General features: G+C 67.2%; 23 protein-coding genes and 6 pseudogenes. 16 read left to right on the top strand and 13 right to left on the bottom strand.

Features of this window, described 5'->3' with window-relative positions; all coding sequences use genetic code 11:
- Window positions 1-860 precede the first annotated feature (860 nt).
- Window positions 861-1,073, bottom strand: coding sequence for a hypothetical protein (locus OG965_RS02120; protein WP_371648459.1), 213 nt, complete (start codon window positions 1,071-1,073; stop codon window positions 861-863).
- A gap of 675 nt (window positions 1,074-1,748) precedes the next feature.
- On the opposite strand from OG965_RS02120, the gene OG965_RS02115 reads away from it, so the two are divergent.
- Window positions 1,749-1,979 carry a hypothetical protein gene (locus tag OG965_RS02115; protein WP_371648457.1) on the top strand — a complete coding sequence of 77 codons (231 nt, stop codon included), beginning with the start codon at window positions 1,749-1,751 and terminating at the stop codon, window positions 1,977-1,979.
- Between the two features lie 5 nt (window positions 1,980-1,984).
- Window positions 1,985-3,013 carry a serine hydrolase domain-containing protein gene (locus tag OG965_RS02110; protein ID WP_371648455.1) on the top strand — a complete coding sequence of 343 codons (1,029 nt, stop codon included), beginning with the start codon at window positions 1,985-1,987 and terminating at the stop codon, window positions 3,011-3,013.
- A gap of 202 nt (window positions 3,014-3,215) precedes the next feature.
- Here the strand turns inward: OG965_RS02110 and tnpA are convergent, their stop codons facing one another.
- Window positions 3,216-3,632: an IS200/IS605 family transposase gene (gene tnpA / locus OG965_RS02105; protein WP_371648450.1), complete on the bottom strand. Its 417-nt coding sequence runs from the start codon at window positions 3,630-3,632 to the stop codon at window positions 3,216-3,218.
- 24 nt (window positions 3,633-3,656) lie between these two features.
- Here tnpA and OG965_RS02100 point away from each other — a divergent pair, with 24 nt between their 5' ends.
- The gene (locus OG965_RS02100) at window positions 3,657-4,925 is read left to right on the top strand and encodes an RNA-guided endonuclease InsQ/TnpB family protein (RefSeq protein ID WP_371648448.1); all 1,269 of its coding nucleotides are present in this window, start codon (window positions 3,657-3,659) and stop codon (window positions 4,923-4,925) included.
- A 30-nt stretch (window positions 4,926-4,955) separates the two neighbouring features.
- Here the strand turns inward: OG965_RS02100 and OG965_RS02095 are convergent, their stop codons facing one another.
- Entirely contained in the window at window positions 4,956-5,435 is a 480-nt protein-coding gene (locus tag OG965_RS02095; RefSeq protein ID WP_371648446.1) for a DDE-type integrase/transposase/recombinase, read from the bottom strand.
- Window positions 5,436-5,459: 24 nt separating this feature from the next.
- Here OG965_RS02095 and OG965_RS02090 point away from each other — a divergent pair, with 24 nt between their 5' ends.
- The 5 genes from OG965_RS02090 to OG965_RS02070 all read left to right on the top strand — a co-directional run bounded on the left by OG965_RS02090 (window position 5,460) and on the right by OG965_RS02070 (window position 9,747).
- Window positions 5,460-5,627: an RCC1 domain-containing protein gene (locus tag OG965_RS02090; RefSeq protein WP_371648444.1), complete on the top strand. Its 168-nt coding sequence runs from the start codon at window positions 5,460-5,462 to the stop codon at window positions 5,625-5,627.
- A 648-nt stretch (window positions 5,628-6,275) separates the two neighbouring features.
- Complete coding sequence (locus tag OG965_RS02085) at window positions 6,276-7,124, top strand: hypothetical protein (RefSeq protein ID WP_371648442.1); 849 nt, start codon at window positions 6,276-6,278, stop codon at window positions 7,122-7,124.
- Between the two features lie 278 nt (window positions 7,125-7,402).
- Entirely contained in the window at window positions 7,403-8,119 is a 717-nt protein-coding gene (locus OG965_RS02080; RefSeq protein ID WP_371648440.1) for a hypothetical protein, read from the top strand.
- 503 nt (window positions 8,120-8,622) lie between these two features.
- On the top strand, window positions 8,623-8,796 hold the full coding sequence (locus OG965_RS02075) for a hypothetical protein (protein ID WP_371648438.1): 174 nt from the start codon (window positions 8,623-8,625) through the stop codon (window positions 8,794-8,796).
- A gap of 138 nt (window positions 8,797-8,934) precedes the next feature.
- On the top strand, window positions 8,935-9,747 hold the full coding sequence (locus OG965_RS02070) for a GNAT family N-acetyltransferase (protein WP_371648436.1): 813 nt from the start codon (window positions 8,935-8,937) through the stop codon (window positions 9,745-9,747).
- A gap of 17 nt (window positions 9,748-9,764) precedes the next feature.
- On the opposite strand, the pseudogene OG965_RS02065 reads toward OG965_RS02070, so the two are convergent.
- From OG965_RS02065 to OG965_RS02055, 3 genes and pseudogenes are all read right to left on the bottom strand, one after another.
- Window positions 9,765-9,918, bottom strand: a pseudogene (locus OG965_RS02065) (GNAT family N-acetyltransferase); the annotation flags it as partial.
- Between the two features lie 464 nt (window positions 9,919-10,382).
- Window positions 10,383-10,517 (bottom strand): annotated as a pseudogene (locus tag OG965_RS02060) (alpha/beta fold hydrolase); the annotation flags it as partial.
- A gap of 671 nt (window positions 10,518-11,188) precedes the next feature.
- A complete protein-coding gene (locus tag OG965_RS02055; RefSeq protein ID WP_371648434.1) occupies window positions 11,189-12,184 on the bottom strand; it encodes an alpha/beta hydrolase in 996 nt (331 codons plus the stop codon).
- Window positions 12,185-12,681: 497 nt separating this feature from the next.
- Here OG965_RS02055 and OG965_RS02050 point away from each other — a divergent pair, with 497 nt between their 5' ends.
- The 5 genes and pseudogenes from OG965_RS02050 (at window position 12,682) to OG965_RS02030 (ending at window position 17,978) form a co-directional block, all read left to right on the top strand.
- Complete coding sequence (locus OG965_RS02050; RefSeq protein ID WP_371648432.1) at window positions 12,682-12,864, top strand: hypothetical protein; 183 nt, start codon at window positions 12,682-12,684, stop codon at window positions 12,862-12,864.
- A 1,152-nt stretch (window positions 12,865-14,016) separates the two neighbouring features.
- A complete protein-coding gene (locus tag OG965_RS02045) occupies window positions 14,017-14,400 on the top strand; it encodes a hypothetical protein (protein WP_371648430.1) in 384 nt (127 codons plus the stop codon).
- 97 nt (window positions 14,401-14,497) lie between these two features.
- Window positions 14,498-14,648: pseudogene (locus OG965_RS02040) on the top strand (Tn3 family transposase); the annotation flags it as partial.
- Between the two features lie 327 nt (window positions 14,649-14,975).
- Complete coding sequence (locus OG965_RS02035) at window positions 14,976-17,060, top strand: phosphocholine-specific phospholipase C (protein WP_371656817.1); 2,085 nt, start codon at window positions 14,976-14,978, stop codon at window positions 17,058-17,060.
- Window positions 17,061-17,546: 486 nt separating this feature from the next.
- Window positions 17,547-17,978 carry a VOC family protein gene (locus OG965_RS02030; protein ID WP_371648428.1) on the top strand — a complete coding sequence of 144 codons (432 nt, stop codon included), beginning with the start codon at window positions 17,547-17,549 and terminating at the stop codon, window positions 17,976-17,978.
- Window positions 17,979-18,047: 69 nt separating this feature from the next.
- Here OG965_RS02030 and OG965_RS02025 read toward each other — a convergent pair whose 3' ends face one another.
- A complete protein-coding gene (locus OG965_RS02025; protein WP_371648426.1) occupies window positions 18,048-18,815 on the bottom strand; it encodes a transposase in 768 nt (255 codons plus the stop codon).
- Window positions 18,816-19,664: 849 nt separating this feature from the next.
- A pseudogene (locus tag OG965_RS02020) lies at window positions 19,665-19,898 on the bottom strand (LysR family transcriptional regulator); the annotation flags it as partial.
- Window positions 19,899-19,928: 30 nt separating this feature from the next.
- On the opposite strand from OG965_RS02020, the pseudogene OG965_RS02015 reads away from it, so the two are divergent.
- A pseudogene (locus OG965_RS02015) lies at window positions 19,929-20,415 on the top strand (AraC family ligand binding domain-containing protein).
- 178 nt (window positions 20,416-20,593) lie between these two features.
- Window positions 20,594-20,953: a DoxX family protein gene (locus tag OG965_RS02010; RefSeq protein ID WP_371648424.1), complete on the top strand. Its 360-nt coding sequence runs from the start codon at window positions 20,594-20,596 to the stop codon at window positions 20,951-20,953.
- A 181-nt stretch (window positions 20,954-21,134) separates the two neighbouring features.
- On the opposite strand, the gene OG965_RS02005 is transcribed toward OG965_RS02010, so the two are convergent.
- From OG965_RS02005 to OG965_RS01990, 4 genes are all read right to left on the bottom strand, one after another.
- Window positions 21,135-21,371, bottom strand: a complete 237-nt coding sequence (locus OG965_RS02005) for a hypothetical protein (RefSeq protein ID WP_371648422.1) — start codon at window positions 21,369-21,371, stop codon at window positions 21,135-21,137.
- A gap of 159 nt (window positions 21,372-21,530) precedes the next feature.
- Window positions 21,531-21,788: a hypothetical protein gene (locus OG965_RS02000; protein ID WP_371648420.1), complete on the bottom strand. Its 258-nt coding sequence runs from the start codon at window positions 21,786-21,788 to the stop codon at window positions 21,531-21,533.
- 284 nt (window positions 21,789-22,072) lie between these two features.
- Window positions 22,073-22,252 (bottom strand): hypothetical protein, encoded by a 180-nt coding sequence (locus OG965_RS01995; RefSeq protein WP_371648418.1) that lies wholly within the window; start codon window positions 22,250-22,252, stop codon window positions 22,073-22,075.
- Between the two features lie 335 nt (window positions 22,253-22,587).
- Window positions 22,588-22,866, bottom strand: coding sequence for a hypothetical protein (locus OG965_RS01990; RefSeq protein ID WP_371648417.1), 279 nt, complete (start codon window positions 22,864-22,866; stop codon window positions 22,588-22,590).
- A gap of 720 nt (window positions 22,867-23,586) precedes the next feature.
- Here OG965_RS01990 and OG965_RS01985 point away from each other — a divergent pair.
- The gene (locus OG965_RS01985) at window positions 23,587-25,560 is read left to right on the top strand and encodes a collagenase (protein WP_371648415.1); all 1,974 of its coding nucleotides are present in this window, start codon (window positions 23,587-23,589) and stop codon (window positions 25,558-25,560) included.
- A 390-nt stretch (window positions 25,561-25,950) separates the two neighbouring features.
- On the opposite strand, the pseudogene OG965_RS01980 reads toward OG965_RS01985, so the two are convergent.
- A pseudogene (locus tag OG965_RS01980) lies at window positions 25,951-26,184 on the bottom strand (transposase); the annotation flags it as partial.
- Between the last annotated feature and the right edge of the window lie 20 nt (window positions 26,185-26,204).

Genomic DNA, 26,204 nt, shown 5'->3' with positions numbered 1-26,204 from the left:
TACTGAATCAAGCTCGGTCTTCGAGACGTATCGGATCCACTCCTCCAGCGTCAGCTCCTCCGCCTTGGCGATCAACTGCGGACGCATCTGCGCGATCCGGCGCAGATACGGAGCTGGCCGGAAGAGATAGGAGATCAAGTCTTTACAAAATGCGGCCTGCTGACTCAAGGTGCTGTTGAAGCGATCGACGCTGAGCGCTTCAGCCTCCGAGCTGCAGAAGAATCCACGAGAAGCGTGGTAGTTGAGGTCGCTTGCCTTGACGTTGGCGAAGAGCTGTGATTCGTCCGCCTTCTCGGCGGGCACTCCGCGGATATGGCGACCGTAGATCAGGCGCAATCCAAGATCGCAGAACGTCCGTGTCCGCCAGTCTTGCGCCCACTTCACCTGGGTGGCGATCGTCTTGTCGCGACGTACTTGTTTGAAGACGTCAGACAGGTCCTCGTCGTCGTCGCCAGAGACCTGGCGTCGCCATATCTCCCACTCAGCCGGTGTGGCATCCGATGCGTGCGTGAAGATAACTCCCTTGAGTCGTAGCCCCGTTAAGGGCAGGGGTTCACGTTGGACCGACAGAGTCAATGGCAATCCACAATATTCATCGCATCGGGTGGCCTGTGTAGATGGGCGGCTTCGACGGATGGTAGCGGCCGTGGCAAGCGAGCCTTCTTCCGTCCAGACCTTCTCTCTCAATCTCGACTCATACGCCGCGAACGCGGGGCGCCGCATGGAGGTCGAGGAGTTACTGATGGGTCATTTTCCGACCATCGATATCACACGGCGCCAGGCCGGAGTAGCGGCAGTGGGTGCTGCCCCTCTGATTGTCCCGCTCACCACCGATGTCCCGTGGGTGGCCGCATTCGCCGTCAGCGGCGGTCGCGTTGTTGGTGGCGCTGCGGCCACTTCGGTCGGTACTGCTGCACCACTTTCACGAGACGCGGCAGCAGCGCAACCGGCACACCGAGGCGATGCTGCGCGAAAATCACCAGCACGCCGAAGTGATGCTCATGCTCGGGAAAGTCAGCGAGGGTGGCGAGCTCCACGTCGACGTCGCCGAAGTGGTCGAGCAGGTCCGCCAACCAGCCACGGCCACGCTGCTGACAACCGATGCAACGCTGGCTGATGCACCAGCGATTGCGGACGTTCCGGGAACTCCTGGCTCTCCGGCACCGGACAACGCCCCGGCGGTCGCCACGCTCTCCTGATGAGGGCAGATCTATCAGGCGTACAAATACTGCTGAGCGGCGACGTTCCTTCCCGAGCGTCGCCGCTCAGCCGCTCTCCGAGGCATGTGCATTCCGAACTGCAAACGCCGCCCAGGGCTCACTGTGACGCGGAGCCGGAGACTTCACCGTCGAGACTGGTCAGCCTGGCCCCCGAGAGACCGCTATCGGCCTGGTTCAGCACCGTCCGGATGTTGTACCAACGCCCCGGGCTTGCTGCCCTCCTGGGCGCCACGCTGGTCGTTCATAACCGCCAACACATTCATCACGATGACGTCCCGCCTGGTGGTGTAGCCGATCAAGGCGCCGGAATCCGCAGGTCGGGCGCGGCGGCTCCGCCGGAACGGCGCTCAACTCGCCTCAGCAGGGCGCTTCGTGGAAGGTCGCCTCTGCGGAGGTCGGCAGGGGCCTTGTACCGGAATGCGTAACGCTTGATCCCCTACGCCACGACGCGGGACACGACCTTCACCACTCGGGCGATGCCGTCAACTTAGGTTGACGATCGGGGAGGAGGTCAACTAAAGTTGACGCATGGCCGAAGTTGATATTTCGTCGATCACCGAGAACGCCGATCCCATCGAGGCGCTGCGCGAGGCAGCCGCGCTGCGCCACCGCCTGGAAGGACAGGAAGAGGTTCTCGTGCACCGGGCGCGGGTGGCAGGGACAACGTGGACGCAGATCGCCGAGGCGCTGGGGGTCTCAAAGCAGGCCGTACACAAGAAGTACGGCGGCCGACGTCTGTTCGGCCGGACGGAGGCCTGACGATCATGCCCTCGCTCCTCGATGGTCTGGTACGACGAACGGCGGAGCGGCTCGGTGCCCGACAGCGTGGCGTCGTCGCGGTGGGTGCCGTCAGGGGCGGGCAGTCCGCGCTGCACGGCGCAGACCCTGGCACGCTGTTCGAGATCGGTTCCGTCACCAAGACGTTCACCGCGCTGGCCCTGGCCCAGCTCACCGTGCGTGGCGCCGTGGGACTGGACCAACCACTTCGCGACCTGCTGCCCCGCGACATCACGGCTCCTGAACGTGGCGGTGAGGTCATCAAGCTGGCTCACCTGGCCTGCCACACCTCCGGCCTGCCCCGGCTGCCCAAAGGTCTCCTGGCGCGAGGCCTGTTCCGATCGGACCCCTACGCCGGCTGCACGAGCGAACTCCTGCTGGACGGATTGCGGCGCACCCGACTGCGGTCGGTGCCCGGTACCCGCTTCCGCTACTCCAACCTCGGCGCCGGCCTGCTCGGGTTCGCCCTGGCACGCCACACCGGCACCGACTACGACAAGCTCATCCAGGCCGAGATCTGTCGGCCCCTCGGCGTGACCGACACCCGCGTGGCCCTCGACCCCGGACGCACCGCACGACTGGCCGTCGGTCACTCCCGCACCGGCCGCCCCCGCCCACCCTGGCACCTGGCCGCCCTCGCCGGCGCCGGCGGCCTGCACTCCACCATGCCCGACCTGTTCACGCTGGCCCGGGCCCAGATCGGCCCCGCACCCGAAGAACTTGCCGAAGCCATCGCTCTCACTCACACCACCGCCCACCGCATCAACGCCAGAGCCGCCATCCATCCCGGCTGGATCTCGGCCAACCTGCCCCGCAGCCAGCACCGGATCCTGTTCCAGACCGGCGGCACCGGCGGCTACCGCAGCCTGCTGGCCATAGCCCCCGAACACCGAGCCGCAGTCGTCATCCTCAACGCCAACACCCGCCCCGTGGACCGTCCCGGCCTCAACCTGCTCGCACAGATCATCTGCTCCGGACCCGGTCCGGACCCCGTCCCGGCCGCCACCGGCGCCTGACCGGCGGCGGCCCACACCGACCGGTCTGACGCAGCCTCCGCTGGCGAACCCGCTGTCTGGACAGGTACGCGATTTGCTGCCTCCGCGCCTGCAACGACAGCTCATCTTGCGCGGCTTCGGGCGAGGCCGACGTGGCCGTTTGGGCGCGGTGCAAGCCCCGTCCTTCAGGGCGGGGTAAGCCGGAACGGTCCGCAGAGCGAAGCTATAGCGGCCGACGCTGCTGTTCGATGTACTGCCGCACCACCGTGAGCGGGGCGCCGCCGCAGGACGCGGCGAAGTAGCTGGGCGACCAGAAGTGGCCGTGCATGATCGCCCGGTTCACTCGGCCGGTGAAGTCCCGGCGCAGGATTCGGGCGGACACGCCCTTGAGGCTGTTCACGAGGCCGGACACGGCTACCTTCGGCGGGTAGTGCACCAGCAGATGCACGTGGTCATCCTCGCCGTTGAACTCGACTAGCTCAGCCTCGAAGTCCTCGCACACCTTCCGCATGGTCGCCTCGCACACGTTCAGCATCTCGTCGTTGAACACACCACGCCGGTACTTGGTCACGAAGACCAAATGAACGTGCATCCCAGACACCACGTGCCTGCCACGCCTGTATTCGCCATCGGTAGCCATAGACCAAATGATAGGATCGCGGCCGTGCAGCTTCGGTACAGCTTCCGCGTGTATCCTGAGCCCGCCCAGCGCCACGCGCTGGCCAGGGCGTTCGGGTGCGCCCGCGTGGTCTTCAACGACGGCCTCAGGGCCCGTCGGGAAGCACACGCTGCGGGGCTGCCGTACATCAAGGACACCGACTTGCAAAAGCAGGTCGTCACCGCCGCGAAGCGCACAGAGGAACGGCTGTGGCTGGGTGAGGTGTCCTCGGTGGTACTGGTTCAGTCGCTTCGCGATCTGCACACCGCCTACCGGAACTTCTTCTCCTCGGTCACCGGCAAGCGCAAGGGGCCGAAGGTCGCGCCGCCCAGGTTCAAGTCCAAGAGGGACCGGCGGCAGTCGATCCGACTCACCGCCAACGGATTCTCCCTGCGCGACAACGGCAAGCTGTACGTGGCGAAGGTCGGGGACCTGCGGGTGCGCTGGTCTCGTCCGCTTCCAGCCGTGCCGACCTCGGTCACGGTCACGATGGACGCGGCCAGCCGGTACTGGGCTTCGTTCGTCGTGGACACCGACCCGCAGTTCCTGCCCGAACTGGACACCGAGACCGGCATCGATCTCGGCCTGTCCGCATTCGCCGTCCTCTCAGACGGTACGAAGATCTCCGCCCCGCGCTTCCTACGCCGCGCCGAGAAGAAACTCAAGCGGTTGCAGAAGGACCTCAGCCGCAAGGCCAAGGGATCGAAGAACCGGGCCAAGGCCCGTATCAAGGTCGCACGCCAGCACGCCCGCGTGGCGGACCGGCGGCGGGACTGGCACCACAAGGAGTCCACGAAGATCATCCGCGACAACCAAGCGGTGTACGTGGAAGACCTCGCGGTGTCCGGTCTCGCACGTACTAGGCTCGCCAAGTCCGTGCACGACGCCGGATGGTCGGCGTTCGTCAACATGCTGGAGTACAAGGCCGCCAAACACGGCCGGCACTTCGCAAAGATCGGACGGTTCGAGCCGACCTCTCAGGTCTGCTCCGCTTGCGGGATCAAGGACGGCCCCAAGCCCCTGAGTGTCCGTGAGTGGACCTGTCAGGAGTGCGGGACCGTCCACGACCGCGACATCAACGCCGCCAAAAACATTCGGGCCGCTGGACAAGCGGACCGGCTAAACGCCTGTGGAGCGCCGGTAAGACGGGCATCCGTGCCCGCACAGCGCCGTGAAGCAGGAAGCCACCAGAAGGGCCTGACGGCCCAGGCTGGAATCCCCGTCCTTCAGGGCGGGGAGCACGTCAAACGGTGTGCGGGGCACGTGTACAGGTGAGGTTTCCCCGTGGTCTCGGAAACTTGATCGTTACGACGCGAGGGCATGCTGGTGCCGCTGCTGGTCTCGGCTGGTGTGAGGTAGCCGAAGACCTAGTGTTTGCGCAGGCGGCGCGGTTGTAGAAGGTCTCGATGAAGGTGAAGACCTCGGCTCGGGCGGTGGCTCGGCCGGCCAGAGGTGAGTGCCGATCTTTTCTTTGAGCCGAGCCCAGAAATTCTCCGCGGCGGCATTGTCGAAGCATGATCCGGTGCGCCCACAGCTCCGCCGGATCCCCAACTCGCCGGACGCGCGGTGGAAGTCGGCGGATGTGTATCCGCTGCCCCGGTCCGAGTGCGCAATGCATCCGGGCTGCCGGGCGGCCCGGCCGTGGGCCATCTTCAGCGCGTCGACGACCAGGTTGGCGCGGTGGTGGTCGGCCATCGCGTGGCCGACGACTTCGCGAATGGCCAGATCCAGCCAGCAGGCGAGGTAGAGCCAGCCCTCGGTCGTCCGGGAGGTAGGTGCACCCACCAACTTGGTGCCGGGAGCGTCCGCGTGGAAATCGCGGCCGATCAGGTCCGGGGCGTCACTGCCGTCGCCGCCGGCCAGACCCACAGCCTGGCGCTCATCACGAGCGGCAAGGTCTTCGCCTGCGGCGACAACGCCAATGGGCAGCTTGATGTGCCTGCGGAGGCTACTTCGAACATCGTCGCCATCGCCTGAACGCCGGGACCCGGACTTGAGCCCTGGCCCTATGAGCGGGGGGCAGACAGGACTACGTTGGTCAATGAAGCCCCAGCCCCCGGCAGCGCGAGCTCCTTCCGCTCCCAGGAGGCATGCGATGCCCACAGGCTTCCCGCCTTCTCCGCTACCTCTGCTTCGCCGCACTCGTCACCACCGCGACGGGCTGCTCCTGGTGGCGCCGTTCCCTGCAGCGATCCTGAAGCACCCGGCCTCAAACCGGGCGGGCGGCCCAGGTCACCCTGCCAGACTCGCGGAGGTCCACCATGCTCTTGCTTCTCGCCCTTGCAGTCGTGCTGTTCGGCCTCGCGTTCCTGAATCCCGTGTGGTGGGTGGCCACGGCCTTGGTCGTCTACGTTCTCGTCCGTTACGGCCGTGATGGTCGTACCAGGGGCTCGGGGGCCTGGAAAGCAACCCGGAGTACTGCGCGTACCGGGATCGACAGGACTGGACGGGTCGGCGTTGCAGCCGGGAGCGCCAGGGCCGTTGGTGCCGCCAGGCCCAACGGGACAAGCGGGAGCGCGAGGTACGCGAATAGTCATTGGCAGGGCGAAGGTCTCACCGTGCGATCCGTAGCCCCGGCGCGCCGCGCCGTGCGGATGTTCGCGCGGCTCAGGGAAAGGCGGCGTCATGCGACGCACTCGCACCATCATCCAGGCCCTGACCACGGGCACCCTTTTAACCGTCGGCGTGGTCGTCAACAGCCCCGCAGCGCAGGCCATCACCATTCCTGTGGCATGCAGTGAGGGTGCTCTGGTCGCGGCCATCAACCTCGCCAATTCCACCGCGACCAGCGACACCCTCGTGCTGGCCTCGGGATGCACCTACGCGATGACCGCCGCTCACGGCGGTCTCACCAACGCGCTGCCGGTCATCACCACTCCCGTCGAAATGATCGGGCCCGCGACCGTCACACGCACCTCCTTGCTGCCCTTCCGTATCGCTGAGGTCAGCGCCACGGGCTCCCTCACCCTGACTACGAGCGTGGCGTTCACCAACGGCAGTGCCGTCGGTAACGGGGGTGGCATCCTGAACCACGGCGCGGTGACCCTTACCCGTAGCAGCCTCAGCGGCAATACCGCCACACTCAACGGCGGCGGTCTGGCCAACGCGGACACCCCCTCCGGCACCGCACCCGCCGCGACGTTTACCCGGAGCCCGGTCCAGAGCAACGCCGCACTGCTCGATGGCGGCGGCATCTACAACGGCCTCAGGGGTACGCTGACGGTCACTGGCGTATCGGGCTCCCCGCTGCCCGTCACCGGCAACACCGGCTCGCAAGGCGGCGGCATCGCCGCGGTCAACTCCACTGCCACCACCCTCACCCAGACCGCCGTGACGACGAACAGCGCCCTGCTGAACGCGGGCGGCGTCTACCGCGTCGGCGGCACGATGACCACCACCAACGCACCGATCAGCGCCAACACCCCCAACAACTGCGTCGGCAGCACCCCGGCAGTGCCCAACTGCACCGGCTGACCTCCCGGCCCAACTGGTGGGCCAACCCGCTCTCTTGAGGGCTCTGTGGCGAGGTTTCCCTGGCCCTGAGGTAATCTCGCCACAAAAACCAGCCAAATCTGCACTGAATTATCTATTTATGATAAACCGACGTAGTATAGGAGTTGGTTGCACATTTGCCGCCGACGACCGCCTCTGCGGGACGTTTGAGCTCTCACTCAACTACCGTCGGCCTCGGTTCCAGGAAAGCTCTCATGCGACACAGTCGCGTAACTCTCGCCCTTGCCGGAACGGCCATCTTGGCCGCTGGCACGGCCGTCCTCCTCCCCGTCACCGCACAGGCCAGACCCACGTCCGTCGCCTGCGACGAGACAGCGCTGGTCACCGCGGTCACAGCAGCCAACGCCGCGGGTGGCGGGACAGTGACTCTGACACCCGGCTGTACCTACACCCTCACCGCAGCCCACGGCAGCGACGGCGTCAACGGCCCTGCGGGCCTGCCGATCATCACCACGCCCATCACCTTCGAGGGCAACGCCAACACCCTCACCCGCGCCGGGACGGCGTCAGCCTTCCGCATCGCCCAAGTCAGCTCCACCGGTGGCATCACCCTCAAGGCAGTCACCCTCAGCGGTGGCCACGCGGCCGCCGCGGGTCACAACAACGGTGGCGGCATCCTGAACTTCGGCGCGGTCACCCTCACTGGCGGCGCACTGTCCGCCAACGCCGCCGACGGCTTGGGCGGCGCCCTCTACAGCAGCGGCACCCCGGCAGCGGCCACGTTTACCAGCAGCACGGTCCAGAACAACACCGCTCACCAGGCCGGTGGAATCGCCAGCGTCAACGGAACACTCACCATCACGAGCAGCGTAGTCACCGCCAACACCGCGATGGTGAACCCCGGCGGAATCTACTACGTCGCCGGATCAGTAACCCTCAACACCTCCACCGTGACCGCCAACACTCCCACCAACTGCACCAACAGTCCCTCTCCTGTCCCCGGATGCATCGGGTAACCGCCAACGGACAGCCTCCACAGACGAGTTCTTCGTCCGGCTGGGCCGCCCGCGGCCGCGGGCGGCCCAGCCGGCCATCTCACAGGAGAGAGCGCGTGTCCCGCTCACATGCCCGCCGACTCCTACCATCTCCAGGACGGCCAGGCCGGGCTTGTCGATGTGCTGTGCATGGATCTTCAATGTTCCCAGGGTTGGTTCCACACCGGATGCGGTTGTCTGATGCCTCGATAAGCATCCGTATGAGGGAACCTGCGTATGGTCGTGCTCAGCCCGGCCGCGTGGTCTGACGTCGGGTCGTAGAAATGAGGGGCAGCCGGTTCCGCTGACAGGCCAGGCTGGTTGCGACCTGTGGCGGGGAGCCGTGCCACCCTGTGAGCGTCACGAGTCCCTACCCGTGGGCGAGGTCCTGTTGATGCTTGGTCCGCCGGTGCAGCCGATGCTCGCCTAGGCACGCGAGACGCTTTCCGGCCCCAAGTCGCTGCCTCGCGGGATGGTGTTCCGAGGTGAGGTTCGACGGTTGCCGGCGGCTACTGTTCACGCCGCCCCGGCCGGGGCTGCTGCAGTCGAGGCGCGGCAGCCTGATTCAGCGTCATTTCTCCGACCTCGTCCGTGTCCGCGAGCCCTACGGGGTCGACCAGCGGCGGCAGGCGCTGATCGCGCTGATGGGTGCTGCATGAAGAACGACGTTGAGGGAAGGTCTGCGTTGCGTGAGAGGTGGCCGCGGCCTGCGCCGTGCCGGTTCGGGTGCATGGGCTGTCCCGTAGGGCTGCGGAAATTCGGGTGCGCCAGGGCCGGGTGTCGTACGACGATCGGGCATGACCTGGCATCTCACCGAGGACATCGACGCCTTCCGGGCGGCCGCGGACTCCTTCCTCGCCGCCGACCCGGCCCGCAACACGGTGCTGCTCACCCTCGCTGAGCAGGCGCGCTGCGGGCACTGGCCGGGCGCGCGGTTCGGCTGGTGGACCGGACCCGGCCCGGTGGTGGGCGGTGCGTACGTCCAGACCCCGGGGATGCCGCCGGTGCTCGGCACGATGCCGGACGGCGCGGCTCGGGAGCTCGCCGGGGCGCTGCGCGGCGACGCCCTCGTCGGGGTGAACGGCGCGACCGCCACCGCCCGGGCCTTCGGTAAGGCCTGGGGGCCCTACCGGGTGGACCGTCAGGAGCGGTTGTTCCGGCTCGCCGAACTCGCCGACCCGGCACCGGTGGCGGGCCGCGCCCGCCTGGCGGCCGAGGCGGATCTGACGCTGGTCACCGCGTGGCTGACCGCGTTCCTCGACGAGGTGGCGCTGCCGCCCGGCCTGGGCGCGGCGGCGGCCGCCTTCCGGCGCACGGCGGCCGGGCAGCTGATGTTGTGGGAGACGGACGAGGGCCCGGTGTCACTGGCCGCCGCCTCCGGGGTGCTGGTCGGCCAGTCCCGTATCGGCCCGGTCTACACCCCGCCCGCACTGCGCGGCCGCGGCTTCGCGGGCGCCGCCACGGCGGCCGCGACTCGGCTGGCCCTGGAATGGGGGGCGGAGCAGGTGGTGCTGTTCACGGACCTGGCCAATGAGACGAGCAACGCGCTGTACCAGCGGCTGGGGTACCGGCGGGTCCAGGACCACCTGGTACTGGACTTCACGGACTGAGGCGGCTACGGCGGCTGGGGGCTGGGCAGGGCCATCGATGTAGGTGCCCACCTCTGGCGAGGCGAACAGCTTGATGAACGCTGCACGGTCCCGGGCCTTGGACTCGCGGAGCACGAGTCGTTCGGTCCTCATCGGGGCAGGTGGCCAGGCGACGGATCCGAGGTCCGTCATGACGGGGAACCTATCGCACGCCCGTGCGGATGATTTGAAAGAGAGGCTCTGGTAATGCAACGGTGCTTGCCGTCAGCAGTGGCCAGTCTTGTCGTTGGAGGAATGGTCAATACCTGTGGATCCGGCGTGGGTCAGCGATAGCGCGGTAGTCCGCCGAGGTCCGGGAGCTCGTCCTCGAAGCTGCAGGCGGCAACGGCGTCGAAGCCGCGGTTCCAAGCCGCCCGGAGCGCTCGTGCCACCGCTCCGGCGAGCAGAGGTCCGGGTTCGCCGGCTTCCGCGTTCCGACTGACATCTTGGCATCCTCGTGGGCCGGCGGAACCCCGAGTCGGCCATCGCGGTGCTCTACCACCACCTGGACCGGATCTTCACAACGACCGGGAGGACGAGCTGCGATCCCTCCGGACCCCGGCTCTGCGTCGTCATGGGCAAGCGCCGCCTGCTCGCACACCCGAAGCGCCAGCAGGCCAGCCGCCGTAGGAGGAGCCGACCAGGTGGACCCTGTCGAGGCCGAGTGTGTCGAGAGCCTCGTCCATCCACTGGGCGGCGTGCTCGGGCTGCCACCCGGGCTCGCGGTGGACGCTACGGCCTGCGTTTCCGGGGCCCGCGTTCTCCAGGCCGCCGGGGTCGGGGGCGGTGACCGAGGCGAGCCGTTCGGGGCGCCGGTGGGCTTGGTGCAGTACGCCGCCATGTGGCCCCCCAACGCCCCGGCTGCTGCGGTGCAGTAAGGGACGCGCGATTACTGTCGCCTGTTTCTGCCGCGGGGGCTCTTCGGAAGCGGTCGGTGGCAGCGGATGGCCTGGTTGATCTCGGAGCTGTAGCAGTGTTTGGCCCGCCCGGTCGGTCCGAGGGTGCCCTGCGGGGAGCGGACGAGCACCCATTCACCCGGGCGGGGCAGGCCCATGACCTCTACTGGCAGTGGGGTATCTGGGGCGAGGGGCGAAGCGGATGAGGGGATGTCGTTGAAGAAGCCCGACGGCAGCGCCGGCATGTGGTCGTCAGGCCACAGGTACGTACGTTCTTCGGGCGGAACCGTCACGGGCTGCCTGTCATCGCGGACGACGGTGTACGCAGGTTCGACATAAGTGTTCAGCAGCATGCGGCGGACCGGGAGCTCGGGGGGCTTGAGAAACTGCTGGAGTTGGGAGCGGACCCAGACGCGGTAGGTGAAGGCCCTTACGAAGAGCCCGCTCAGGAGGGTGCCGAGCCTGCGGTAGCGCCCGCACTCATCCCCAGCGCTGCAGAGGTTTCCCACGGTGGCAGGTTGCGGCCGTTACGGCGACGGCGCCAGCATCCGCTTGCTGATCCACTCCAGCGGGCCGTCCGCGAGGGATTTCGCGTACTGCCGTCCGCTGTGCTGACCGTTCTGGATCATGTGCAGACTGGTCTTGATGGGACCCTTGCCGTACTTGGTGAGGAAGTCCTTCACATTGCGCTGCCCCGATTCCTTGGTGCCCAGCATGATCGAGAGGTTCACCGTTGGGCCGCCCTTGTTGATCAGGTTCTGGGCCAGCTTCTCCGGGTTGTTTGCCTGCTTCTCCTTCTCGTGGCCGTTCCACATCGGGGAGTCCGGGCGGGTGTCGGGGCCGCCGGCGATGACGGCGCCGAAGCGGTTCGGGTATTGCAGCATCATCTTCATCCCGACGTATCCGCCGGACGACGAGCCGAAGAAACCCCACCCCTTGGGGTCCTTGAAGGTACGGAAGTTCTCCCGGACCAGGTCCGGGACGTCGTCCGACATCCAGGTGCCCATCTTTGCCCGGCCGGGGATGTCGCTGCCGTCGTAGTAGTTCTTCTTGTCCGCGTTCAGCACCGGCATGATCACGATGAACGGCAGGCTCTTCCCCTTGCCCGCCTGCTCGGCGATGGTCTCCTGGAGCTTGAGGTCACCGCCGTACCAGTAGTTGCTGGGATAGCCGTTGCTGCCGGGCAGCGCGATGAGCACCGGAAAGGCGCTGTTCTTGTACTTGTCCTCGAAGTACTGCTTGGGGGCCCACGCCCACACCTTGCCCTCGAAGCCCGACTTTCCGCCCTTGAGCGTCGTGCGCACCACCTTGGTGCCGTCCTTGAGTTCGCGCTGGGTGGTCCACTCGCGCGGGTTCGTAGGCAACTGCACCTTGCTGTTCTTCGGCGCCTGGCTCCGGTTCGTCCCTCCCTTGGCGTCGTCCTTGCCGAAGTTCACCGGCTTGCTGTCACTGGAACAACCGGCAACCAGCACGGCCGAGCACACGGCCAGCACCGCAGCCGACGCCGTGGAGAGGCGCTTCATACACAAACTCCGAAAGTCGAGGGCGGTGCACCGCGGAAGACGGCACCGGGCGGGAAGGGAACACCCGCGCCGTACCTCCGCACACACGCCGATCGAAATCCCCGCTCCAGGCAAACAGATGCGAAGAGATCCAAGGGCGTTCCGCCGCACCTGCTGTGATCCCACTCACTCGGCACCCTCGAACGACCGCCGCTGTGACCTTGCAAGGTCTGCTCTCATCGACTCCGTGGAGGTGCTACTGACCTTTCTGGAGGGTCGCCATGGGGAAAGCCTTGCTGATCACGCCATGCCAGCGGCGCGTGCGGTATACGCCAGGGGACGGCTGACAGCCTGGTCACAGACAGCTCGGGAACGAGTTGGGATGCGGGCAGCTGAGGGTTTCGAGCGAGGTGAGACGAATACGGCGATCGCTAAGGACCTGCTCTGAGCGGCTCTCCGTGCGGGGCGCACCGTAAGGGCGGTGGCGGTGGGCGAGAGCGATTTGCTTGGATGGGTGTATGGAGAACTCGATCTGGGACGCGTTGCTGCCGGTGGTCCGGGAAGAGGTGGACGAGCTGATCAGGAGTGGTCGGCGGCTTCACGCGGTGAAGGTCATCCGGGAGGCCCACCCCGGGGCGCGCCCTCAGCTGTCCGACGCCGTGGAGGTGATGTGCGAACGAGCGGCAGAGCTGCGGTGCTGACCCGGGTGTCTGGGGCCTGTGCAGCGAGTCCGTGGGTCCAGCTGCGACCGCGGGGGCTTCGTGACGACCTGGCCGGACTGCCGCTGCCACGGGACCGCAACAAGACACTGACGTGCCTGGCTGGCACCGAACCGGTCGGCATAGGCCCCCAGCGGGCCAGGCGCGGGGGACAGGGCAGCCGCTTCGTCATCTCGGCCTCCCACAGCCGCAGTTGACACCCCCCACCTGCGGTCTGTTCCCACACCCGTCCGCTGTCAACAAACCACCGGTAGGAACGGAGATGGAAGGTCGGCGGCGCAAAATGACTGCAGCTAGGGAGATTTGATGATCCACCGGCCCATAGGTGCCGTGGATGCCCTCGACCCGCCGTGCGTCGGCCCCGCGTCCTAGCTCAGCTTGAACCATCAGCTATCGCAGTAGCGGGGGCCGGATGCTGGGCACTGGGAAGCCGGATGGCAGGCCCGGTCGCCGGGCATCCCGCACGCCGACTGGGCACCCGACCGTCCGGCGGTTGGGTCGGCCACCGCTCTCCGCGAAGCCGGGCACTCCGTGTGGTCCCGTGCTTTGGCGCTGCACTGTCCCATCGTGCCTTCACGGCTGGCCTAGCCTGAAGTCCCTTGCAGTTAAGGTGGGTTCATGGCGGAAGGTGCTGTCACCGAGGTGGCGGGGACCGTGCCGGTGGAGCGTTCGGTCTTCGGGCTGGACGAAATGCGCAGGCCGGGCGAGCCGGAGTAGCTGTTTTGGACCGAGCTCCCCATGGGCGGGGATTCGGTGGTGGTGGGGGCCGGCACGGCCAGGATTCTCAGCAACGCCCCGTCGCACGAGGTGCTGGTTGAGCTGGAGGTTCGTGACGATCCTCCTCCCCCAGCCAGGGCCGGAGTTTGTGCCGCTCGGCGAGTGGGTGTACATGAGCGGCAGCGGCCAGGTGATGCTGTGCAGTCTTGACGGTCCTGAGCTGCGGCTCGATCTTGCGGCAGACACTGCCTACGTACTGCGGAGGTGGCGCAAGGGAGGCGACAGCGCCGCTGAACGGTTTGAGGAGCTGGCCGGGGGTTCATCAACGTCCGCCAGCCCGAGACCGGCGCCGACCAGGCCCGCTACCAATCCGCTCTGGACGCGGTCAGTCAACTCGGCGACGCGCGGCGCGAGCGCGTGAACGAGGCCGCCACGGCCGGGGTCCCGGCCCTGCTGTGGGCCGCCCTCCTGGTGGGTGCGCTGATGACCGTCGGATTCGTCTACCTCTTCGAGGTCGGCAGCCTCCGCGTCCACGCCGGCGCGGTCTGCGCTCTAGCCATCACCGTCGGAGTGATGCTGCTGATCGTCTATCAGTTCAACCACCCCGTCGGGGGCACATTAAAGATCAAGCCCGCCGCCTTCGAACTCGCCAGGCACCGCCTGCAAGATCTTGCCGCACGGACTCTGGATAGCGCATCCCTCAGGCTCCCACCCGCCGTGCCCATCCTGCGGGTTACCGTGCTGGCCAGCGTGGGAAGGCCGTTGCGCCCGCCGCGTTCCAGGGCCTGTGCCAGAGCATGATGGCAGAGCGTGGTTCATCCTCTACATCTGATGAACTGCGATACGTCCGGCGCCGGTATCTGTCTGCCGTGGCCGCTCGCGCGCCATCGCCATCCAGATCGCGAACGCCACCTTCGCCGCGCGCAGTACCGGGCTGTGGGGCCAGGGCTCGACCGGTTGCTTCCGACTCCACCTGCGTGTGTGCCTACGACCAGAACCTGTTCACCGAGTGGCACTCGCGCTACGGCGGCCGCGGGGTGCTCATCTACTGCATGTGGAGAGGAAGCCCTGAAGGTCCCTGGCTAGCGCAGGCGCACGGCAGGTCGTTGGTGGCCATTGTGAAGGTGGTGCGCTTCAGATCAACACCGTGCACCTGTGGGGCGTTGCCTGCGTCGACCCGTACCCGGGCCTCGTGCTCCCCTTCGAGTCGCCCACGGCCGGGCCGCTGCGTTGTTGGACTTTTGGGGCGGACGGTTGGACGTTCACCCGGTGGGCGCGGTGGGGTCTTCTGGCGGTCACTCCGAGTCAGTAGCGTTCCCCCGTACACACCTCACACGACTCAGGAGGATCAGTTGGCCACGGACAACGCAGGCGGCATCTCACGGCGGCGGCTGTTCGCACTGGGGGGCGGCGCCCTCGGCGCGGCCACGACCGCCTCCCTGCTGCCGCCCTCGCTGCAGACCGCGATGGCCGCAGGCCCCCCGGCCGGCGGCCTCGGCGCGGTCAAGCACGTCGTGATCCTCATGCAGGAGAACCGGTCCTTCGACCACTACTTCGGCACCCTGCGCGGAGTCCGCGGCTTCGGTGATCGCAATGCCCTTCAACTCCCGGGCGGCAAGCCCGTGTTCGAGCAGCCGGGGCCGCTGGGCAGCACCGTCCTGCCCTTCCCCGTGCGCGGTGCCGCCGCTACCCAGCACAAGGACCTTCAGTACATAGGGGCCCTCGACCACTCCTGGGGCGGCGGGGCCAAGGCCTGGAACGGCGGCTGGATGGACAACTGGGTGTCCGCCAAGACCTCGGCGACCATGGCGTACTACGACCGCCAGGACATCCCGCTGCACTACGAGCTCGCCGACACCTTCACTGTCTGCGACGCTTATTACTCCTCCATCCACAGCTCTACCAGCCCCAACCGCAACCACCTGTGGAGCGGGAAGACCGGGTTCGAGCCGGGCGGCCAGCGGGCCGTCGGCAACGACGCCTACGACGAGGGCACCCACCCCGGGTACGACTGGGGCACCTACGCCGAGCGGCTGGAGAAGGCCGGGCGCAGTTGGAAGACGTACACCGAGTGGGAGAACTTCACCGACAACCAGATCGAGTTCTTCACCACGTTCAAGGCGATCGCGCGCAAGGCGCTGGCCAGGACGGGTGGGCACACGTTCATGGAGTCCTTCTACTCCGTCGTGCGCGACGCCCCGAGCGACGCCGAGCGCCAGCGGCTCCTGGGACTGCTCGACCAGGGAGTCGCCACCCTCACCACGGCCGAACGCAGCCTGTTCGAGCGGGGGCTGAGGCGGGTGCCGACCGGTACGCTCGCCGACGCCTTCGGCCAGGACGTTGCCGCCGGCACCCTGCCGGAGGTCTCCTATCTGGTGCCCTCGGCACTGGACTCCGAGCACCCGAGCGTCTCCTCGCCCGTGCACAGCGCCACCATCGTCTACAAGGTGCTCGACGCGCTCGGAAAGCACCCCGACGTGTGGCGGCACACCGTCGTCCTCATCAACTACGACGAGAACGACGGTTTCTTCGACCACATCCCGCCGCCGGTGGCCCCTCCCGAGGTGACGGACGAGCAGTGGCAGGGCAAGCCGACCGGCCTCGGTGCGCGGGTGCCGATGCTCGTGGTCTCGCCCTGGAGCGTCGGCGGCTACGTATGCTCCGAGGTGTTCGACCACACCTCCGTCATCCGCTTCCTGGAGCGCTGGACTGGGGTGCGCGAGCCCAACATCAGTGCCTGGCGGCGCACCGTCGCGGGCGATCTGACCTCGGCCTTCGACTTCAGGCGTGGCAGGCCGCGGCCCGCAGTGCACCGGCCGGGACCCATTCCGCCGATGAGCGGCCGCTGGCGTCCCGAGCCGCCCGCGCAGCAGCACATGCCCGTCCAGGAGGAGGGCACCCGGCCCGCCCGGCCGCTGCCCTACCAGCCGGACGCCTATGCCAAGGTCGCGGGCGGCGCCCTCCAGGTGCAGCTCAGCAACACCGGCCGGGCCAGCGCCCACTTCGCGCTCTACCCGTACGCCAAGGAGTTCGCCGCGCCGCAGCACAAGGACGTACGGGGCAAGGACCAGTGGACCGTGCCGCTGACCGGCGCCTACCGGTTCACGGTGACCGGGCCGAACGGCTTCCGGCGTGAGTTCGAGGGCGCCGGCGACGCGGACGGCGCCGAGGTGACCACCTACCTGGACCACCACGACCGGGACGTCCACCTCATCCTCCGCAACCGCGGACAGCGGCCCGTCACCTTCGTCGTGCGGCCGCTCGGCTACGCCGACGAGACCGATCTGCGGGACTGGGAGCGTTCCGTGACGGTCAAGCCGGGCCGTAGCCGCGCCGTGGTGCACTCGGCCGCCGACGCGCACGGCTGGTACGACCTCGAAGTGACCGCAGATGGCGGGAGCCCGTTCCGTAGGCGCCTGATGGGCCATATCGAGAACGGCCGCCCGAGCGTCTCCGGCTGACTGGCCCGTCCGGCGGTCAGCCGGGCGAGGCTCTGTGAGTGGATGTGACGGGCTGCGGCGACGAGTCGTCGTGGCAGCCCGCCAGGCCCAGGACCCGGAGGAGCCGTGCGGTCGGGGCGTGGATGACTCGGATGATCTGCCTGTGATGCCCTGGTTGACCGGATTTTGTGTGGGGGTGGGGTCTGGTAGCGCGTTGGGCGTGATACGCAGGCAACTTTGTGGACGAGCAGTGGGAGGTTGTCGAGCCGTTCAGGATGGCGATCCGGCGTACTGATAGGCGCATTCTCCGTCGACCTTGCCTAAAGGTTGTCCCGTAACTGGTCTTCGACAGCACGGGAGTGGCTGGCCGGGTTCCCTTTGGGGAGACGGTGGCCTCGGTTCACCCCTGTGACCGGACGACACGACAGCGGGTGGCAGCCCTCCTCCTGACCACCTGCAGACCCCCTGACCTGCGGAGATGAGCAGGGCCCCTGTTATTGTGCGCCAATGTCAACGATCAAACAGTTCCAAGTAGCCTTCGACTGCGCGGAGCCTGTGCGCCTCGCCGCCTTCTGGTGCGAGGTGCTGGGGTACGTCATGCCGGCGGTCCCGGAGGGCTTCGCCACGTGGGAGGAGTGCTTCCGCTCGCTGCCGCCCGAGGATGCGATCTACTTCGCGTGCACTGATCCCTCGGGTGTGGCTCCGCGCCTGCTCTTCCAGCGAGTTCCCGAAGGCAAGGTCGTCAAGAACCGGGTGCATCTCGATGTGCGGGCCGGCGTCGGGCTCGTGGGCGAGGAGCGCCTGGCCACACTCGAGGCCGAATGCGCACGGTTGATGGCGCTCGGCGCGAAGCACGTGCTGACGCAGCGTGCGGATGGCGTCAATGAGTCGTGCATCACGATGCAGGACATCGAGGGCAACGAGTTCTGCCTCGCCTGATTTCTCCTGCGAGACCGCGAGGTGGGGAGCGTCTCCCGGGAACCTTTCAGGTCCCGCATGCGGCGGGAGTCATCCCGTGTGAGCGAGGTTGTGCAGGCGGGCAACGCCGTGCATCGCGTGGCGCACACCGTCGCCTCTCAGGCGGCAGTCGCGCAGGATCTTCCAAGTCTTCATCCGGGCGAAGACGTGCTCGACGCGGGCGCGAACCCGTTTGTGGTCGTGGTTGTGTTCGGCCTGCCAGTCAGTCAGTTCGCCGCCTCTGGGGCGGCGGTGCGGGATGACGAGGCCGGTTCCGGGGTAGCCGCCGTCGGCGATCGTGGTTGTTCGGCCGGCGGCGGCCTTGGCCCCGGATTCCTCCCATGCCCTGCAGTCGTTGCGGTTGCCGGGCAGGGGTCGGCCCACCACCACGACCAGGCGGGTGTCGGCGTCGATGACCACCTGGTGGTTCGTCGAGTAGCGATAGTTCTTCGACTGCTCGGCGACCTGGTGGTCGCGGGTGGGTACCAGCGTCCCGTCCACGATCAGCACCGCGTCCTTGGCGAATCGCCTACGCGGGGCAAGCGCGAGTCTGGGGCCGAGATGGTCGATGACGCGATCGGCGGTGGACTTCGACACTCCGAAGAGCGGCGCGAGTTGGCGCAAAGTCAAGTTGGTGTGCCAGTAAGCGGCCACCAGTAGCACCCGGTCTTCCAGGGACAGCTTCCAGGGTCGGCCTCGGCCCGGCGCGTCTCCGCCTTCGCGGCGCAGCTGCCTCATCAACTTGCCGAAGGCGCGCGGGCTTAGCCCGGCGCACGGGGCTATCCAGGACGGCTCAGACGCCGTGATCACACCAGCCACGGCCGTGATCATCCCACGGCCAGATCACTTACGGGACGGCCCTTAGGGAGACCCCAACGCCGTACCCGCCGCCTCCGGGCGCCACGTCGATGATGATGGGACACGAGGCGATTGAATGGTGGGTGTTTGTGCCGTCCCTGTTGATCGAGCTGCAATCTCTTTCGAGGTGCTTGGCGAGGTTGCTCACCTCGCCTTGCCCCATGTAGCGCTTACGGAATGGACACTGAAGTTCGACTGCTTTCACATCAGACATAGCGACACGCTTTCGCTCGCCCGAGATGGTGACTACCGCGGCGGGTTCGCATTGGCCACGGCCGTCACCCTCAAAAACGACGATCAATAGCGATGATTCCGGATTTGCCTCTGCATGGAAACCGCATGTCGATCACTGGTCAAACGGGCGAAGACGCCACCACACCAGAGCCTGTTGCGACCACTGTCTGCGACAGTGCCTCAGGCTTCGCAGCCCGCCGCTGCCGCACCGGCAAGGGCCGCGGATAGCCGCACCGTTGCTGGGGTCCGCCGACTTGGCGGAGAGCATCGCGGTCGTCGCCCAAGTGCGCACTTGGACCGGAATCACCGCGCTTGAGGGGTTTGGAGAGAATCAACGTGTGGCTTCAGGTTGCCCCTTGCCTGGGGGCCGCACACCCCGAGGCTCCGCCCGCCATGTTCCGTGGCAGGGTGCCCCGGGATTGTTGCTGCCGGGGATTGTGCAGCCCCGCTGGTGCCCGGTCACCGCTGGGCTGCTGGGCGTACGGTGACGGTACGGGGCGGGGGTGCCGGTGGCGGGGCGCAGTCACGGGTGGGGGACGGTGGCGCTGTGTCAGATCCTGACGGGGCGGGTGGGGTCGTGCCCACCGGTGTGAGCGTGACATAGGCCGGTGAGCGGGCGAACAGCAGGGCCCCGACATGGGCCTCCGACTGCTTGGATGCCCGGCCCGGCGGCTGGGGCATGTGCAGTCGGGTGGCAGCCCAGCCGAAGTGAAGTTCCTCGGCGACGGCCACGAAGTAGCGCAAGGTCGGTAGCTCCACGCTGCAACGATACCCACCAGGTAACGGCGTCGCGGGATAGGTCTTGGACACGGACAAGGCCCAGGCGGTGCACTCGTGAGCATGACCGACGAAGCCAAGCCCAGCGGGCCGCAGGCCGACACCGCGGTATCGGTGGCGGGTCCCAGCGACGGCGAGACGACCGTTGTGGGCATCACGCCCATGCGCGTTCCACAGGGCGGCAGCCGCACCGGGCACCGCCTCGCCATCGCCGAATCCGTCCTCGTTCCGCACGCCCAGGGACCGCCACCGCCCCAGCCACGCCCGACACGACGAGGGCTTCTCCGGCCTTTGCGGCACCGTGCGTTTCACCGTCGGGGACGCGAGGACCACGACGCCACCGGGGGCACGCTCATGATGGGCTTGCCCGGTACCCCGCATTCCCTACGCCACCTCGACCGACCAGCTGGCCGTCCTGCTCAGCACCTTCACCCCCGGCCTGTACGCGCAGTACGTCCGAGACCTCTCGGACGTACTCGCCGGCGGACGACGGCTGACGCCACAGGCCGCCATCGGTGCGATGAACCGCTACGCGACCGAGCCTGCCTGAAACCGCCGGGCCGCACGGCCCGCCGGCTTTCTCTCCGACCGACCGACCGGGCCGCGGCGCGGCTCGCCTTTCGGCGTCCGGGCCCCTCGGACGGCCGCACCGGGCCTTCGACAGGGCTTCTTTGACAATCGACGCAATCGATGGGGCTCCGCTGGCCGGTGGCCCATGAACGGGAACCATGAACATCGCCTATTGGATCGCCGCGGGATTTCTCTCCCTCTTCTACCTGTACGCGGGCACGATGAAGCTGATCCGCAGCCGCGATCAACTCCGACCGATGATGGCCTGGGTCGACCGCATGCCGCTGCCCGTCGTCAGGGCGTTGGGAACGGTTGAAATACTCGGCGCGACCGGACTGATCCTGCCACCGCTGACGGGTGTCGTTGCCTCGCTGGCGTCAGCCGCGGCCATCGGCTTCGTTTCCCTGCAAATCGGTGCGGTCGCCGTCCACCTGACCATCGGCGACCGCCGGATCACACTCAACCTCGCCCTGATTGCCACCGCAGCCGTGACCATCTGGCTGGCCACCGGACTGTGATCGAGCACAGTTCAGTGGCGGTGCGGTCGTGGACGCGCCAGTAGCGCACGCGGGCGCCGTTGACGGTGTCCTCGCCGCCGGCGGCTCACCCGCCAGTGCGTCAAGCGGATGCGGCCGGGAGCCACCGCGACGCGGTGGCTCCCGGCCGGAGGGGCTGCTTCTGGGCGGGTGGAGGGGCGGGTCAGTACAGCGGGCAGCCCTTGGGGAGCTTGGGGAAGTCGGTGTACGCGTACTGTGTGGGGCCGCCCTGGGTCTTGGACTTCAGCTGCGGGTCCCAGCTGGACGGCTGCACGATCTCGGCGTAGATACCGGCCGAGCCGGGGAGTTTGGGGTGACTGCGGTTGACTGTGCCCAGTCGCGCGACCTGGCTGCCGTCGGCCTCGTCGATGAAGGTGACCGAGGGGCCCTTCGGGCTCATCGTGAGCCGGGCGTCGAGGCCCGTGCCGATGCCGTCCTGGTGGGAGACGGTCCCTGCTGCAGAACACCGCCACTCTCGGTGTGTTCTGGCTGTTCGTCGGCTTCGGACGCGGCAAGCTCGCCTTCTACAATCACCTCAACGCCTCTACATCGATGAGGTTCACCAACGTGGCGTTCTACGGCGCGAGCAAGAACCCGGGTGCCGTTCCAGGGGAGAAGAGCCGCCCAGGCGTCCCCGCGTCACCAGCGACACCCGGGTGCCCGAGGCGGCCTCGAACCCGTGGAAGCAGTAGAAGCACACCAGCTGGCCTGTGCCGCCGTAGCCAAGCCGCTTCCACTGCTCTGGTGGCCGCTCCGCGACGTGCACCTCTCGCCTCGTCTCCAGGTCGAAGCCCACCACGAGTAAGTCGTCCTGCACCACAACCCCTCCTATTTACGGCGTCACTTCAGTTCCTGCCGTCGCTGCGGGGCGGCGAAACGTACCGCTCGGGAGTCGTGCGGTTCTGCCTCGCCGCGGCATGGCTAGGTGTCGCAATTGTGGAGCGGTGTCAGCGCGGTCTTCTACGGTGTCGGCATGAAGCACTGGATACCCGGTCCCCTCGGCCGGGTACACGGTCAGTTCCCGCACAACGAGGAGACCGACGTGGTCTTCTTCCGGGGAATGTCCCTGTATGCGCTCACGCGAGTCGGTGAGTCGGCGAGTCACCGGAACCGGCGACGACGGGCATGCCGGGTCCATGGCGAATGTGAATGGACACGGCTCTGCCACCATGTCTTGTCGTTCTCGTCTGCCACGGGAAGGTCGAGGTAGCGGGTGGCGTCGAGCAGGACGTCGCGGGTGAGGGCTTCGGCGCGGTCGAGGATGGCAAGCTGGCCGCCCATGCCGATGAGCGGCGGCAGCCAGCGAGAGGCGCTTCACTGGTCTCGTGGAACTTGTCGAGCAACCGATCAGGTGGGACCAGCAGAAGCATGCTCCTGGTACGGAGTCTCACGAACAGCGCTGCGCTTGGGGCGCTCCTTGTAGCCACGAAGCGACTTGGAGCGTCCATGTGAAGGACAAGGGTGGCGACAGTTGGTGGGCTGTCTGCGAGGAACACCGCGCCTCGTCAGTGGTCTTGAACGTCATGCTTCCTGCTGAATAGTCCACGGATCCGGAGGGTCTGTGGGTCCCAGGCTTTGGTACAGGTCAGGCCATAGAGAGAGCTTGCTCAGACGGGTCAGAACACTTCGTGGGTCGGTGCTTCGAGCCCTTCAATGGAGGCCAGGCTGGCGTTGAGCTTGCTGTTCGGTGCGGGGGAGGTGGCCAGGATGAGGGTCTGGCATGCTGCATGCTCCGATGCGTAGTGATCGTCTTTGCCGTCGTCTCCGTCTCCGGGGATCGCGGTGGGCTGGGTCTTGAGTTCAGCGTGTCCTGTCTCGGCCCTGGGGTGACCGCCTCGGAAGTAGCTGTCGTGCTCGGCGAAGGTCAGGTGAGGAGTCCGGCGGGCTCCTGGCACACACGGTCGCCTCGACGACCACCGGGATTCCCGCGAACAGCATGTCCGGCCAGGAGAGTTGAGGTCCGTCCATGCCCAGTACGTCGCCCCGGACAGGAGCCTCCAGTCCTCTGTCGCAGGACATGAGGGAGCGTCAGTTCACACCGGTTCGCACTGTGAATCGAACAGGATCCTTACCGCCCGTGAGGGTTCCCCGTGATCGCTGACAGAGCCGCCCGAGAAAGCCAGACTCGCGGGCGGCGTCGTCCAGCGGCCTTCTGCTTCACCTGCGACCGGCCGGTGAAGTCCTCGCCGCTCTACGGCCCGGCCGGCCGGTCCCGTACCCATGTCGCCGTCGTGCCACCGGGGTTGCTCACCCGTACCGCCGTGCCACCCGTGCGGTCCGGGGCGGAATCCGCGCACCAGAGTGGGGGATGGAGGGACGCCGGCTCACCTCAAGGGTGGCGGTCGAGACCGGAAGCGGGCATGGGCATGTCTGATGATCATGTGATTTCGTCGGGAATCTCCAAATCCCGGACAGAATCCCACCACTGACGGCTCATCAGTTTCTTCTGTTGCCTGCAGCCCCCTTTAACTGCCATGTGAACTGTGAAATTGTACGGTCACACTTTCCGCGGGCATGCCGGCTCCGGAAGGGCTCAACTTCCGTTGCCATTGCGGTCCGCACCCCCCACTGCCGTGCCCCACGCACGGCTGCCGACCGGCCTGGAGGCCATCCCCATGCGCAGACCCCCCACACTCAAGAATCTCGCCCAACTGCTGATACCTACCGTGGCTGCCGCCACCCTGGGGCTCACCATGCTCGCGCCCAACGGCGCGGCGGCTCCGGCCGACGCCGGGGCACCCAAGCCCGTACCGAGGTCGATCCCTGGCCCGCAGCCCGCCTCCGCCACCGTGCTTGCCGCCGATCTCGCTCCCGGACACGCAGCCGACCCCGCGCGATCGGCCACGAAGACCTCGAACTCCGCGCAACGCCCTCCGCTCCCCGCAGCCCAGAACGCCGCAGAGCGCAAGCAGGCCCACTCGGCGGCGAAGACCGCGGCGGGCTGCAACGTCAGCGACTTCACCTCGAAGTCCGGCGCCGCCCTGGTCGAGCAGATCAAGAAATCGGAAACCGCCTGTATCAACACGCTGTTCAGCGTCACCGGTCAGGACTCCAAGGCTCTCTTCCGCGAGGAACAGATGGTCACGGTGGCGAACGCGCTCAAGGACGTCGCGGCCAACTATCCGGGGAACAACAGCACGTACGCGACCCCGGTGGTGCTGTACCTGCGCGCCGGCTACTACATCCAGTACAACCAGCCGGAGAACGTCGGCGAATACGGCCCGACGCTGAAGAGCGCCAGTCAGGGCGCCCTGGACGCCTTCTTCGGCTCGTCCCACGCCTTCGACGTCACCGAGGCCAACGGACAGACCCTGGCCGAGACGGTCACCCTGATCGACAGCTCCGGAGAGAACGCCCGCTTCCTCGGCGTGGTCAAGCGTCTGCTGAAGGACTACAACGCGTCGTACGACCCGTTCTACTGGATGGTCTCGGCGGTCAACAACACCTACACCGTCCTCTTCCGCGGCCACCAGGTGCCGGAGTTCGTGGCAGCCGTGAAGGCGGACCCGAGCGTCCTCACCGGACTGCGCGACTTCGCCGTTGCCCACGACGGTCTGCTCGGCACCGACAAGTCCTATCTGACCGCCAACGCCGGACGCGAACTCGGCCGCTTCCTGCGCCACGCCGACTTCAAGGGCACCGTTACGCCGTTGGTCAAGGAGCTGCTCGGCCGCAGCCAGATGACTGGACGCACCGCCCAGCTCTGGGTCGGCCTCGCCGAGATGACGAACGAGTACGACAAGGCGAGCTGTGCCGAGTACAACACCTGTGACCTGCAGAACCGCGTACGCGACGCCGTGCTGACGGTCAAGCACACATGCGGTCCGAGCGCGAAGATCCTCGCGCAGGAGCTGACCGCGTCCGAACTGTCAGCCATGTGCGAGAGCACCCTGAAGCAGGACCCGTTCTTCCACAAGATCGTCAAGGACAGCGGTCCGGTCAAGGACGACAACAACACCAGCATTGAGATCGTCGCCTTCAACTCCAGTACCGACTACAAGACCTACGCCGGTGTCGTCTTCGGCGTCGACACCAACAACGGCGGCATATACCTGGAAGGCGACCCGGCCGCTCAGGGCAACCAGCCGCGCTTCATCGCCTACGAGCAGCGGGCCCAGGACGGTGCCTTCCAGATCTGGAACCTCAACCACGAGTACACGCACTACCTCGACGGCCGGTACGACATGCACGGCGACTTCGCGGCCGGGCAGACCACGCCGACCGTGATGTGGGTCGAGGGCTTCGCGGAGTACATCTCCTACGCGTACCGCGGCGTCACCTACGACAGGGCGATCGAGGAGGCGGGCAAGAACACCTACAAGCTCAGCCAGCTCTTCGAGAACACCTATGCAAACGCCGACACCACCCGCATCTACCAGTGGGGCTATCTCGGCGTCCGCTACATGCTCCAGTCGCACCCCGCGGATGTGGCCACTGTGCTCGGCCACTACCGCGCAGGCGAGTACGATGCGGCGCACAGCCTGCTCCGCGACACCATCGGCACCAAGTACGACGCCGACTTCGCCGACTGGCTGAGCACGTGCGCCGGCGGCAAGTGCGGCCAACTGCCGGCCCGCAGCGGCCGCTGACCGGGGCCTCGGCCACTGGCAAGAACTGAGCCAGGAGAGCCTGGTGTCCCGCGCATCGTTCGTGCGCGGGACACCAGGCTTGTCGACTGTCGCGGTTCATCGGCCAATCCCGTGAAGGCGCGAGGGCTCCTCCGGGACCTCGTTCAGGAACACCTCCTTCTGGGAAGTCGGCGAGGGAGTGCCGACGGACCCCCGGCGGACGTGGTCCGAGCCTGACATGCGGCGGGCGGTGCGGGCGATGTCGGCGAGCGGACCGTCGACATCCGGCAGGATGAACCGGGCCCGGGCGGAGGACCAGTTCGCCGAAGCCGGTGGGGTCCAGCATGCTGTCCCGGCCGCGGTGGCGGCGCGCGATGAGCTTGACTCTGTCGGTGATCTTGGTGGTTGAGGTCAGGTGCCCAGGGTTCGCCAGGACTTCGAGCGGGAGATCCCGTGCTGGTCGAGATAGATCTGGAAAGCGGTCGGCGGTCTCGTTGCGGGGGTTTCCTCGGTTGCTGGTTGGCCACTGAGCCGTTCGATGTTCACGGCGATGGCTGTGAGTACGTGCTGCAGATGGGCTTTGGGCTGTCCTCGGTAGCGGCACCGGCGCATTCCGTGTCCGTGGGCGAACTCGTTGACAGTGCCCTCGACTCCGGAGCGGACCG

It is taken from the genome of Streptomyces sp. NBC_00224, assembly GCF_041435195.1.
GTDB lineage: Bacteria > Actinomycetota > Actinomycetes > Streptomycetales > Streptomycetaceae > Streptomyces.
This window is presented reverse-complemented; position numbering and strand designations above follow the sequence as displayed.

Coding starts and splice junctions, on each gene's coding strand:
- OG965_RS02005 (WP_371648422.1), bottom strand. CDS start 21,371: ATGAGCCCGAAGGGCCCCTCGGTCACCTTCATCGACGAGGCCGACGGC.
- OG965_RS02070 (WP_371648436.1), top strand. CDS start 8,935: ATGACCTGGCATCTCACCGAGGACATCGACGCCTTCCGGGCGGCCGCG.
- OG965_RS01985 (WP_371648415.1), top strand. CDS start 23,587: ATGCGCAGACCCCCCACACTCAAGAATCTCGCCCAACTGCTGATACCT.
- OG965_RS02050 (WP_371648432.1), top strand. CDS start 12,682: ATGGAGAACTCGATCTGGGACGCGTTGCTGCCGGTGGTCCGGGAAGAG.
- OG965_RS02010 (WP_371648424.1), top strand. CDS start 20,594: ATGAACATCGCCTATTGGATCGCCGCGGGATTTCTCTCCCTCTTCTAC.
- OG965_RS02115 (WP_371648457.1), top strand. CDS start 1,749: ATGGCCGAAGTTGATATTTCGTCGATCACCGAGAACGCCGATCCCATC.
- OG965_RS02085 (WP_371648442.1), top strand. CDS start 6,276: ATGCGACGCACTCGCACCATCATCCAGGCCCTGACCACGGGCACCCTT.
- OG965_RS02030 (WP_371648428.1), top strand. CDS start 17,547: ATGTCAACGATCAAACAGTTCCAAGTAGCCTTCGACTGCGCGGAGCCT.
- OG965_RS02110 (WP_371648455.1), top strand. CDS start 1,985: ATGCCCTCGCTCCTCGATGGTCTGGTACGACGAACGGCGGAGCGGCTC.
- OG965_RS01995 (WP_371648418.1), bottom strand. CDS start 22,252: ATGGGCGGCCAGCTTGCCATCCTCGACCGCGCCGAAGCCCTCACCCGC.
- tnpA (WP_371648450.1), bottom strand. CDS start 3,632: ATGGCTACCGATGGCGAATACAGGCGTGGCAGGCACGTGGTGTCTGGG.
- OG965_RS02055 (WP_371648434.1), bottom strand. CDS start 12,184: ATGAAGCGCCTCTCCACGGCGTCGGCTGCGGTGCTGGCCGTGTGCTCG.